This is a genomic window from Sulfuricurvum sp. (assembly GCF_036279695.1).
Classification (GTDB): Bacteria; Campylobacterota; Campylobacteria; order Campylobacterales; family Sulfurimonadaceae; genus Sulfuricurvum.
Genome location: NZ_DASUIQ010000013.1, coordinates 1 through 10,984, shown reverse-complemented (window position 1 = coordinate 10,984; position 10,984 = coordinate 1). Strand labels below are relative to the sequence as shown.

Genomic DNA, 10,984 nt, shown 5'->3' with positions numbered 1-10,984 from the left:
CTCTTCATACGTTCCTTTGAAATCGGTATAGCTTCCATCCGCATGAAGTTCGATAACGCGTCCCGCAAATGCATCGAGCAACTCACGGTCATGACTCACACAAACGACATTTCCGTCAAATTCGTACAATGCTTCACCGAGTGCGATAATCGCTTCGAGGTCGAGGTGATTGGTCGGCTCATCGAGAACGAGGAAATTTCCCCCCTCCAGCATCATTTTGGAGAGCATCATACGGTGTTTTTCACCCCCTGAAATTTTCTCAATACTTTTTTCTTGCTGTTCACCGTTAAAGAGCATACGTCCCAAACAGTTACGAATCTCTGAAATTTCACGTTTTGGATCAAATGCGCGAAGCCAATCGTAAAGCGTTTCGCTCCCTTTGATACGGTCAGCCGTGTCCTGAGGGAAATAGGTCGGCTCAATCGTCGCACCCCATTTCACACTACCGGCGGTCGGTTTGATCTCTTCCATGATGATTTTAAGCAAGGTCGATTTACCGACACCATTACCGCCGATGACAGCAATTTTTTCACCCGGAACGATTTTGAGATCGATATTTTTGAGCACTTCCAAATCATCATAGTTATGAGATACACCGATGACATCGAGCGCTTCATCTCCCATTTGGCGTTTGGCTTTGAAAACGATACTTGGATCACGGCGAGATGATGGTTTAATGTCATCGATCGTGAGTTTGTCGAGCTGTTTCTGACGGGAGGTCGCCTGTTTCGCTTTCGACGCATTGGCCGAGAAACGGCGAACGAACGCTTCGAGTTGCTCTTTCTCTTTGAGTTTTTTATCACGTTCCAACTGCGCTTGGTTCGCCATAACGGTAGAGGCGAGATACCAGTCATCGTAGTTTCCGGTAAATTCACGGATTTTTTGGAAATCGACGTCGAGGATATTGGTTACGACGGCATTGATAAAGTGACGGTCATGCGAGATAACGACCATCGTCCCCTCGTGACGTTGAAGCTCGTGTTCCAACCAACCGATGGTATCGATATCAAGGTTATTGGTAGGCTCATCGAGGAACAAAACGTCCGGTTTCGGATAGAGAACCTGTGCTAACAAAACTTTGAATTTTTCCGATGACGGGAGACTCGACATCAAATCATTGTGATTCTCAGCAGGAATTCCCACGTTTTCGAGAATTTTCGCGATCTGAACGTCGTATTCGTAGGTCGGATCTTCTTCACAGCAGATCATCTCAAGCTCTGCTAGACGATCATTGACTTTATCATCTTCAAAATCGCCGTTAGCATACAGATACTCTTTCTCTTTGATCGCATCATAGAGACGTTTGTTCCCCCACAATACCGCATCGGCAATCGTGAACTCTTCAAACGCGAACTGATTTTGTCCTAAAACACCCACTTTGAGACCCGGTTCGATGGAGATGTCCCCCTCATACTCTTTGATCTCACCGCTGAGAATTTTTAGGAATGTTGTTTTTCCGGCCCCGTTGGCACCGATAAGCCCGTAACGTTTATTACGGTCGAGTTTGAGATTGATCCCCTCAAATAAAATCCGGCTGCCGAAGCGCATTGTTAATTTTGTGACTTGTACCATTGCAAAACTCTTTACATAAAAATTACGCGATTATATCTAAAATCAGATTACTATACGGCTAAGGGAAAAAGTCTGAATTTGTAAAGTTTTAACATGAGTTTTGGTTAATTATAAACATACAATTATTTTTAACATTCCCATAAGATTGTAAAAGCTAAAATGTGTCTAAGGATTATGCTGGTTATAGTTCGATTTTTCCACGGAGTACAATGTGACACAAATTTATGTCGGGAATATTCCCTACGGCAAAGACGAAAACGATTTGAAAGATCTTTTCGGACAATACGGTGAAGTTAGTTCAGTTAAATTCGTAAATGACAAAGAAACAGGTCGCTTCCGCGGTTTCGGTTTCGTTGAAATGGCGAACAAAGACGAAGCTGACAAAGCGATCACTGCCCTTGAAGGTAACGATTTCGGCGGACGTACACTTCGTGTTAACGAAGCGCGTCCACGTGCTCCACGCCCTCCACGCGATCGCTGGTAATCACATACATGAAGCCCTTTCGGGCTTTCATGCCTCTTTTTTCCTCTCAACTCGTTTTACCCTAAAATTTTAGTATTAAAAGATACCTTATGACCTACACACTCACCGAACCGTATATCGAACTGCACAAACTGATTAAACTTTTAGACCTTGTCGACACCGGCGGTCAAGCCAAAATGCTCATCGAAAACGCTCATGTTTACCGCAACGGAGAAGTCGAAACGCGCAAGCGGGCAAAGATCACCAAAGGGGAGACGATTACGATCGGGGATGTCGTTATCGAAGTCATCTGAATCCATTGTTATTTAATGGAGTTTTCACTATAATTCCTGATCTTATTTAACGGCTCACCATAAGGTTCAAAAAACGCTATGAAAAACACAAAAATGATGGTTGTCGGTTTTGTGAGTGCGGTAACGATCAGTATCGCCCTCTCCTCATCGCTATTAGCAAAAAACAATACGCCCGAATCTTCCGAAACCTCTATTGAAGCCTCCCGTCTTCAATCCTTAGCCAAATTTACCAAAGTTTTAGGGATCGTCGAACAGTACAATGTAGACGGTCTAACCGTCGATCAACTGATCGACAAATCGCTTCAGGGGATGCTCTCAAATCTCGATGCCCACTCCACCTATATGGATAAAAAAAGCTACGATAATCTTAAAACCCAGACCGACGGTGAATTCGGCGGATTGGGGATAACGGTCGGAATGCGGGATAACGCTCTCACCGTTATCGCTCCCATCGAAGGGACTCCGGCCGATAAAGCGGGAATCAAAGCGGGCGACATTATCCTAAAAATAAACGATAAATCGACCCTTAGCATGACCATTGACGATGCCGTCTCTTTGATGCGAGGAACCCCTAAAACTCCGATCGATATTACTATCGTCCGAAAAGGGGCAGCCGATCCGATCAAAGTTCACATCATCCGTGAGATCATCACGGTAGAGTCGGTTTATACCCGCACCATCGGCGGAAATATCCTCTATATCCGAGTCACCAGCTTCGATAAAAAAGTAGCGGCCGATGTCAAAAAAGCGATCAAAAAACACGGCGATAAAAGCAAAGGGATCATCTTAGACCTTCGTAACAATCCGGGCGGGCTCCTTGATCAAGCGGTTGATTTGACCGATCTATTCGTGGACGAAGGGATCATCGTTTCCCAAAAAGGGCGCAATAAAGCGGACGATGTCACCTACAAAGCGACCAAAAGCAACACCATTACCAATCTTCCGTTGGTCGTCTTAGTCAATGAAGGCTCCGCGAGTGCTTCTGAAATCGTCAGCGGTGCGCTCCAAGATCTCAAACGTGCCGTTATCGTCGGAGAGAAAACCTTCGGTAAAGGTTCCGTGCAAGTCGTTATGCCGATCACCGAAACCGAAGGGATCAAACTCACCGTCGCCCGATATTACCTCCCAAGCGGAAGAACGATCCAAGCCGTCGGAGTCACTCCTGATATCGAAGTAATCTCCGGAGAGATCAAAAATCACAATAAAACATTTAACATCAAAGAGGCTGACCTCAAAGAACATCTCACCTCCGCACTCGAAAAAGAGAACGGCGGAATGGTCGATGTAACCGAAGTCAACGCGACCAATAAAACCGTTATCACCCCTGAGCAGATGAATAAAGATATTCAACTCAAAGAGGGTGTCGACATTATCAAAGCTCTAATCATAGTCAAAGGAAAGTAACCATGGAAAAACGCGATCTCATCTACGAAGGAAAGGCTAAACGCCTCTTTAGTACCGACGATGCCAACCTAGTCATTGCGGAGTTTAAAGATGATCTGACCGCATTCAACGGCGCGAAAAAAGACAATGAATCGGGCAAAGGTGCACTCAATAACAAGATCTCTACCGAATTGTTTAAAATGCTCGCTTCTCGCGGAGTCGAATCCCATTTCGTCGAAATGCTCGATGATACCAATATGCTCTGCAAAAAAGTGGATATTATCCTCATCGAAGTGATCGTCCGCAATATCGCGACAGGAAGTCTCTCTAAAAATCTCGGTATCGCCGATGGAACCGTCCTGCCGTTTACACTGGTCGAGTTCGACTACAAAAACGATGCTCTCGGCGATCCGAAGCTCAACGATCAGCACTGCTTGATCCTTAACCTTGTCAAAAACGAAGCAGAACTCGATCAACTCCGTGCAATGGCACGCGAAGTAAACTCTATTTTACGTCCTTACTTCCACGAAAAAGGGCTTAATTTGGTTGATTTCAAACTTGAATTCGGTCGTGATTCTGAGGGCAAAATCATCCTTGCGGATGAAATCAGTCCTGACAACTGCCGTTTTTGGGATTTGGCTACGGGTGAAAAAATGGATAAAGACCGTTTTCGTCAGGGTCTCGGCGGACTTAAAGTCGCTTATGAAGAAGTATTAAACAGAATATTGGGGTAATGAAATGGTAGCAATTGTAAACGTATTTTTGAAAAACGGAGTTTTAGACTCTCAGGGAAAAGCAGTACAGCACGCTCTATCAGGGCACGGTTTTGAAAGTGTCAAAGATGTTCGTGTAGGAAAACAGATCATTATTGAGATGAATGAGAGCGATGCCGCAACCGCTAAAGAGAAAGTAGCTCACATGTGTGAAGAACTGTTGGCCAACACGGTTATCGAAGATTATGAGATCGAGATTCAAGCATGAAAGTAGGGATTGTTCAGTTCCCAGGAACAAACTGTGAATACGATACTCAACATGCGTTTGCCGCATTAGGGTGTGAAACACAAATTCTTTGGCATAAAGAAGATACTATCCCTGAAAACACCGATCTAGTCGTTGTTGCCGGCGGATTCAGCTACGGAGATTATCTCCGCAGCGGTGCTATCGCCAAAATGTCTCCGATCATGAAAGCACTCAAAGTGTATGCCGATAACGGCGGAAAAGTACTCGGGATCTGTAACGGGTTTCAAGTTCTTACCGAAACCGGTCTCCTTCCGGGTGCCTTAAAACGGAACGAAGGGCTTCACTTTATTTCACGCCACCACCATCTCAAAGTCGTGAATAATGAGAATGATTTTTTACGTCATTGCCGTGTAGATCAAGTGGTCAATATCCCTATTGCTCACCATGACGGCAATTTTTATATTGATGAAGAAGGGCTCAAAGAGCTGTATGCCAACAATCAAGTTCTTCTAAAATACACCGATGCTTCCGGTAAAATCGATAATCCGAACGGTTCAGTGGACAGTATCGCGGGTATTTGTAACGAGGGAAAAAATGTTTTCGGTCTCATGCCGCATCCTGAGCGTGCGATGGAAGCTTTGCTCGGTTCTGATGATGGAAAAGCGATGTTAGAGGGGTTCATAAGCGCTTGAAAGCTTTAGCTCTTTTTCTTTGTCTTATAGGACAAATACTTCTTGCTGAGCCCTCAGTTCTCACCGAGCCGCAACCCTCAGCGGAAGCTCCTGCTTCGGATCAAAATCCTTCAGGCGAAATCAATTCCCTCTTTTCGGGCGTTTCATCTGCAACAGGGTTATCGCTTCAATTTACCAACCTCCCTGCACGTCCGTATGTCGGTGAAATTATTGCCGTCAATGTCAAACTCACACCGGTAGATATAGCATCAGGCAATATCGAATACACCCTTCAAAATGAAGAGGGTATCCGTATATTCAGCGATACCCCTCGCCGAAGTGTCAAAGAAGACGGTGTCTATGATACATTCTATTTTCTTGTTCAGTCTCAATCCATCCGACTCCCGGATATTACCGCAACACTTACCTCCACGGGTGCGGCGTCAGAGCCTTTAATCGGTAGTTCTCTAAGCGCAACGACTCTAAGCCCTCCGAGCGGGTATGCCAATGTGTTAGCCGATAAATTTGAAGTGATCACCTATAAAACGACTCCGTATAACAACGAGAGCAATGTCGTCATTTTTACCGTCAAAGCGTCCCGTTGTAACATCAGTGATTTCTCAATACCGAATGCTATAAAACAAGGGTTTGAGTCTAAGCTTCCCAATGTCGGCGAATCTCAAATGACCTATTATGCGATCATTCCCAACACTGAAAAAAATCTCAATTTCTCTTATTTCAACCTCCAAAAACAGCGTTATGAAGCACTCAATATCCCTATCGTAGTCGATGATGATACGGTATCGACAAGCCAAAACGATCTCTCTCCGACCGATGCACGTCATACGGAGCTCAAAATCGGTGCGTCAGGAGTCTTTGTTATCATCCTTTTCGGAATGTTTTATTGGAGACGAAATAAATGGTATCTCTATGTTTCCGCATTGCCGATGTTTTACATCGTCTACGCACTCCTTCCGAACCAGAATGTTTGTGTAAAAAAAGATGCACCTGTCTATTTGCTTCCGATTAAAAACGGAACCATTTTTGAAATGACCCTCCAAGAAGAGCATTTGGAAGCCGAAAAAGAGGTGGGTGAATTTATCAAAATTCATCTTAGCGATGATAAAGTAGGATGGGTAAACAAACGTGATCTTTGCTCGAATTAAGTGGCTCTACGCCATAATCGTCATCTTCAGCGGGATGACGTTGATGATTGCGACATTTTATCTTCTCCCCAAGCCCTATGCCGTCAAATTTTCGGCATGGTTTATCCGCCTTCTCGTTTTTATCCCTGTTAACGTGAAAGGCTCCCCTGATCCTGACGCTCAGATGTTTCTGATCAACCATCAAAGCGATATTGATATCGGCGTTATGGAGACCATTACCGACAGAGATTTGGCATGGGTCGCTAAAAAAGAGCTGTTTAAAGTCCCTTTTTTCGGTCTGGTCGTCCGTTTGCCCAAAGATATTGCGCTGGAACGCGAAAGTAAAACATCCCTTGTTAAACTCATCAAAGATTGCAAAGACCGCCTCGATCACGGTCGTGTCATCACTATTTTCCCCGAGGGGACTCGTACCGAGAGCGGTAACATGAAACCGTTTAAAGCGGGGGCAAAAATGGTTGCCGACAAATTCTCTCTCAAAGTACAGCCCGTTGTTTTGATCGCTACCGCACAGCACTTTAGCAACAAACGTAAAATTTTCCGCGGTGGAACCATTACCGCCGTTTATCTCGATGCTTTTCTGGCCGATAAAAGCAATCCCGAATGGCTCAATGATACCCGCGATAAAATGCAACACGTCTACGATGCTGAGCTAGCATCTCTGTCTAAATATCACTAACGTAACGTCACAATCTCATCGGCACACCACTGTGCCAAATCGCCATCATGGGTGATGAGTAAAACACCCATCCCGTCGATATGCTTTACGATCAACTTCATAATATCGAGTTGATTGAGATTGTCGAGTGCTGATGTCGGCTCATCCAGAAGAAGTAGTTTCGGCTTCATCAACAGTGCCCGTAAAATAGAGCACCGCTGTAACTGTCCGCCTGAGAGTTTATGGGGCAATGCATCCAAATAATCCTCTTCCAATCCCATCTGCTCCATTAAGCTCTCATACCCCTCCATCGATGTCACATCCATGATCTGTTCTCGTACCGTATAGGTAGGGTGAAATGAGCTGTAAGGGTCTTGAAACACTTGGGAGAAGGATGAAGATTTGATAGTCCCTGCGTGAGCTTTACGGTGTCCTAAAATGAGTTCAAATAGGGTCGATTTACCGACACCGCTGGGACCGACGATCGCTTTGATCTCCCCTTCGTTGAGGGAGAGGGAAAAATCATTGAATAATACTATATCTTTTGTATATCCAAAAGATATATTTTGTATATCTAAAACGGTGGTCAACGGATTTGACCTTTACCGTACACTTTATATTTATAGGTCGTCAATCCCTCAACTCCCATCGGACCGCGAGCATGAAGTTTATTGGTACTGATCCCTACCTCGGCTCCGAATCCGAAAGCTCCTCCGTCGGTAAAACGGGTCGAAGCGTTTACATAAACTGCCGCCGCATCAATAGCGTTCATAAAACGCTCCGCCGCCGTAATATTTTCGGTGATGATAGATTCGGAGTGACCCGAACCAAAACGGACGATATGGCTGATCGCCCCATCCACACCATCTACTACTTTGATATTCAGAATATTGGCGAGGTATTCGGTATCAAAATCTTCCTCACTGGCTGACGAAACCAAAATCACTTCTCGTGTTTGTTCACACCCTTTGAGCTGAGTATGAGCACGATCAAATACCTCTTTAAAGAGTGGCAATACCTCTGTCGCAATCGTACTATCTACTAAGAGTGTCTCGATTGAATTACACGCGGAAGGACGTTGAACTTTTGCATTGACCGCTATTTTTAGTGCATCCTCTATATTTGCATCTTTATCAATATAGAGGTGGCATTGCCCTTTATCGTGTTTGACGACAGGGACACTCGCATTTTGGCTCACAAATCGGATCAACGCCTCTCCGCCGCGCGGAACGATCAAATCGACGTATTTGTCCATCTTGATCAGTTTCGCTACCCCTTCGCGTGAGGAATCAGGAAGTAGCGCAATAAGTTCACGGGGAAGATTGTTACGGATCAGTACCTGCTGTAATACATCGGCAATGATCTTGTTGGAATGCTCCGCCTCTTTTCCCCCTTTGAGGACACAGCCGTTGGAACTTTTGAAACACAGTGCCGCCGTATCGGATGTGACGTTCGGGCGAGATTCATAGATGATCCCGACCACCCCGATAGGGATACTCACTTTCTCGATTTTAAGCCCTGCCTCGGTGATCCACCCCTCAATCACACGACCGATCGGATCTTTGAGCGCGGCAATCTCTTCGATCGCGACTGCCATCGCTTCGAGGCGCTTCTCATCGAGCATCAAGCGGTCTTTGAGCGACGAGGAGAGATCCTCTTCATCAGCTTTTTTCATATCGATCGCATTAGCTTCGATGATGTTCATCGTGTTGGAACGAAGCGCTTCGGCCATCTCACGCAATATTCGGTTACGTTCACTTCCGCTGAGTATTGCCAACGTGCGGCTTGCGGATTTTGCTTTTTCTAAAAAGTGTTCCATAGTGATTCCCTTTTTTCTTAGGGATATTATAACAAATGCGGTTTAATTAACACTCACATCAAAGATACGCTTTGATCTCCTGCGTCAATCTCTCTAGCTGAACTTTATATCGGTCATATAGACTAAAGTAACTCTTCTCATGGGTATCACTGAGTGCGAGTTTTAGATGCGAAGCAATGTCGCCAAGAGAATGTGCACCGATATTTGCCGTTACACCGACAATATCAAGCAATAAAGCATCAGCGCCGTGCATATCGTGCGCTCGTAAAAGTTCTCCCAATCTATCCGCCGAATCGCCATAGTCACTCACAAACTCAGCTAAAATCTCGCGGTAGAAGTTCTCATCTCCTCCGCATATTTCAACACCTTCATCGGCATCCAAAATATTCGTTACAGCTGTTTCTGCTTGGGTTTCTTGAGTAGAATAGGCATAGAAAATTTTATAGAGTGACTCCATTCTCAGAGGCTTTTCGAGCTGTTCCGCCATCCCTGCACTCTTCATTTTTTGGATGTCATCGGCTCCGACATCTCCGCTAAGGGCTACGACCAAGATGTGATCATAGAGCGGATTTGCACGAATGATACGCGTCGCCTCAAACCCATCGACTCTCGGCATATGGGCGTCCATTAATATCATCAAAAAGTTTGTCTCTTTTTCAAGTATATCCAAAGCTTCCTGACCATCGTTCGCCAAAATCACATCAATACCGCTTCCGGCTAAAAGACCCACGATCACTTTTTGGTTGATCGGGTTATCTTCCGCTACCAAAATTCTCTCTCCGGCAAATTCAGAAAAACTTTGTTTTGTGATTTTTCCAAACTCAGGAACAGCCCGTTTCGGTATTGTGTAATCACTTTTACGTCTATTCGTCACGTCTTGGAGGGGCTCTTCGTCAACTGGCGATTTTGGCTCTTCTTTTTTCTCTGGGACTACGTTTATCTTCTCTTGGGTAGCAACTTTGGGTATATCATTTTTTTCGGGTGTAGTGCTCTGAGGTTCTGGAGCTGGACTTCTTTTGAAAATAAAGTAAACAACTATAATGGCTAGCACGATGCCTACAGTAACTACTATCACTTGTAAAAATTCATTAGACATTAGATACTCTTTTTTTCTTTAAATGATACAACATTTTACTTATAAAAAATAGTTTTATTAGTAAGACGATAACTATGAAGAAAAAGAAGTGAATTAAGAGGGAAAGTTGTATCCCCGCTTTCGCGGGAATAATGGGGGAGATTACTCGATTTCAGCGTCGATGACGTCGTCATCTTTTTTCGCGTTTGATGAAGCGGCTTCACCGCCTTCGTTTTGTTTGTACATTTGCTCTGCCATTTTGTGGCTCGCGTCTGCCAATTTTTTGGTAGCTGCTTCGATCTCTTCTTTGCTAGCATCTTGATTTTTCAAGACCGCTTTGAGTTCTTCAAGAGCCGATTCGATTGCCGCTTTTTCGCTAGCATCGATTTTGTCTTCCATCTCTTTGAGAGATTTTTCGGTTTGACTTGCCAACGCATCGGCTTGGTTGCGGAGATCCACTACCTCTTTGCGTTTCGCATCTTCGGCTTTGTGGTTTTCCGCGTCTTGTACCATTTTGTTGATCTCTTCTTCGCTTAATCCTGAGCTTCCAGAGATTGTGATCGATTGAGATTTACCTGTCCCTTTGTCTGTCGAGCTAACGGTTAGGATACCGTTGGCATCGATGTCGAACGTTACCTCAATTTGAGGTACACCGCGCGGTGCCGCAGGGATACCCGTAAGCTCGAACAATCCGAGAGATTTGTTATCACGGGCAAACTCGCGCTCACCTTGAACAACCGAGATAGAAACCGCAGGTTGGTTATCTTCCGCAGTCGAGAACACTTGCGATTTTTTAACCGGAATAGTGGTCCCTTTTTCGATGATTTTAGTCGCGATTCCGCCGAGAGTTTCGATCCCGAGTGAAAGAGGTGTAACGTCAAGAAGAAGAACGTCTTTAACGTCTCC

General features: G+C 44.8%; 13 protein-coding genes. 8 read left to right on the top strand and 5 right to left on the bottom strand.

The window, feature by feature from the left end; genetic code table 11:
- Nucleotides 1-1,572 (bottom strand): ABC-F family ATP-binding cassette domain-containing protein (locus VFW36_RS01835; protein WP_329657119.1); only part of this gene is annotated, 1,572 nt, incomplete at its 3' end.
- 211 nt (nucleotides 1,573-1,783) lie between these two features.
- Between VFW36_RS01835 and VFW36_RS01830 the strand changes: the two genes are divergently transcribed.
- The 8 genes from VFW36_RS01830 (at nucleotide 1,784) to VFW36_RS01795 (ending at nucleotide 7,205) form a co-directional block, all read left to right on the top strand.
- Nucleotides 1,784-2,056, top strand: coding sequence for an RNA recognition motif domain-containing protein (locus VFW36_RS01830; protein ID WP_013459257.1), 273 nt, complete (start codon nucleotides 1,784-1,786; stop codon nucleotides 2,054-2,056).
- Between the two features lie 89 nt (nucleotides 2,057-2,145).
- Entirely contained in the window at nucleotides 2,146-2,349 is a 204-nt protein-coding gene (locus VFW36_RS01825) for an RNA-binding S4 domain-containing protein (protein WP_329657118.1), read from the top strand.
- 78 nt (nucleotides 2,350-2,427) lie between these two features.
- Nucleotides 2,428-3,753 carry a S41 family peptidase gene (locus tag VFW36_RS01820; RefSeq protein ID WP_329657117.1) on the top strand — a complete coding sequence of 442 codons (1,326 nt, stop codon included), beginning with the start codon at nucleotides 2,428-2,430 and terminating at the stop codon, nucleotides 3,751-3,753.
- Between the two features lie 2 nt (nucleotides 3,754-3,755).
- Nucleotides 3,756-4,466, top strand: a complete 711-nt coding sequence (purC, locus tag VFW36_RS01815) for a phosphoribosylaminoimidazolesuccinocarboxamide synthase (protein WP_329657116.1) — start codon at nucleotides 3,756-3,758, stop codon at nucleotides 4,464-4,466.
- A gap of 4 nt (nucleotides 4,467-4,470) precedes the next feature.
- Entirely contained in the window at nucleotides 4,471-4,713 is a 243-nt protein-coding gene (gene purS / locus VFW36_RS01810) for a phosphoribosylformylglycinamidine synthase subunit PurS (RefSeq protein WP_329657115.1), read from the top strand.
- The gene (gene purQ, locus VFW36_RS01805; protein WP_329657114.1) at nucleotides 4,710-5,384 is read left to right on the top strand and encodes a phosphoribosylformylglycinamidine synthase subunit PurQ; all 675 of its coding nucleotides are present in this window, start codon (nucleotides 4,710-4,712) and stop codon (nucleotides 5,382-5,384) included. Before purS ends, purQ begins: the two co-directional genes overlap by 4 nt.
- The gene (locus VFW36_RS01800) at nucleotides 5,381-6,529 is read left to right on the top strand and encodes a hypothetical protein (RefSeq protein ID WP_329657113.1); all 1,149 of its coding nucleotides are present in this window, start codon (nucleotides 5,381-5,383) and stop codon (nucleotides 6,527-6,529) included. The genes purQ and VFW36_RS01800 overlap by 4 nt, the downstream gene beginning before the upstream one ends.
- On the top strand, nucleotides 6,510-7,205 hold the full coding sequence (locus VFW36_RS01795; RefSeq protein WP_329657112.1) for a lysophospholipid acyltransferase family protein: 696 nt from the start codon (nucleotides 6,510-6,512) through the stop codon (nucleotides 7,203-7,205). The genes VFW36_RS01800 and VFW36_RS01795 overlap by 20 nt, the downstream gene beginning before the upstream one ends.
- Here VFW36_RS01795 and VFW36_RS01790 read toward each other — a convergent pair.
- The 4 genes from VFW36_RS01790 to VFW36_RS01775 form a co-directional block, all read right to left on the bottom strand.
- Nucleotides 7,202-7,774 (bottom strand): ATP-binding cassette domain-containing protein, encoded by a 573-nt coding sequence (locus VFW36_RS01790; protein ID WP_329657111.1) that lies wholly within the window; start codon nucleotides 7,772-7,774, stop codon nucleotides 7,202-7,204. The two genes, VFW36_RS01795 and VFW36_RS01790, sit on opposite strands and share 4 nt — an antisense overlap.
- Nucleotides 7,771-9,003, bottom strand: a complete 1,233-nt coding sequence (locus tag VFW36_RS01785; RefSeq protein ID WP_329657110.1) for a glutamate-5-semialdehyde dehydrogenase — start codon at nucleotides 9,001-9,003, stop codon at nucleotides 7,771-7,773. Before VFW36_RS01785 ends, VFW36_RS01790 begins: the two co-directional genes overlap by 4 nt.
- A gap of 58 nt (nucleotides 9,004-9,061) precedes the next feature.
- Complete coding sequence (locus VFW36_RS01780; protein ID WP_329657109.1) at nucleotides 9,062-10,054, bottom strand: response regulator; 993 nt, start codon at nucleotides 10,052-10,054, stop codon at nucleotides 9,062-9,064.
- Nucleotides 10,055-10,240: 186 nt separating this feature from the next.
- A partial coding sequence (locus VFW36_RS01775; RefSeq protein WP_329657108.1) for an Hsp70 family protein occupies nucleotides 10,241-10,984 on the bottom strand: 744 nt, incomplete at its 5' end.

What these genes read in the sequence shown, in the direction of transcription:
- VFW36_RS01825 (WP_329657118.1), top strand. Translation starts at nt 2,146, where the DNA reads ATGACCTACACACTCACCGAACCGTATATCGAACTGCACAAACTGATT.
- purC (WP_329657116.1), top strand. Translation starts at nt 3,756, where the DNA reads ATGGAAAAACGCGATCTCATCTACGAAGGAAAGGCTAAACGCCTCTTT.
- purQ (WP_329657114.1), top strand. Translation starts at nt 4,710, where the DNA reads ATGAAAGTAGGGATTGTTCAGTTCCCAGGAACAAACTGTGAATACGAT.
- VFW36_RS01785 (WP_329657110.1), bottom strand. Translation starts at nt 9,003, where the DNA reads ATGGAACACTTTTTAGAAAAAGCAAAATCCGCAAGCCGCACGTTGGCA.
- purS (WP_329657115.1), top strand. Translation starts at nt 4,471, where the DNA reads ATGGTAGCAATTGTAAACGTATTTTTGAAAAACGGAGTTTTAGACTCT.
- VFW36_RS01820 (WP_329657117.1), top strand. Translation starts at nt 2,428, where the DNA reads ATGAAAAACACAAAAATGATGGTTGTCGGTTTTGTGAGTGCGGTAACG.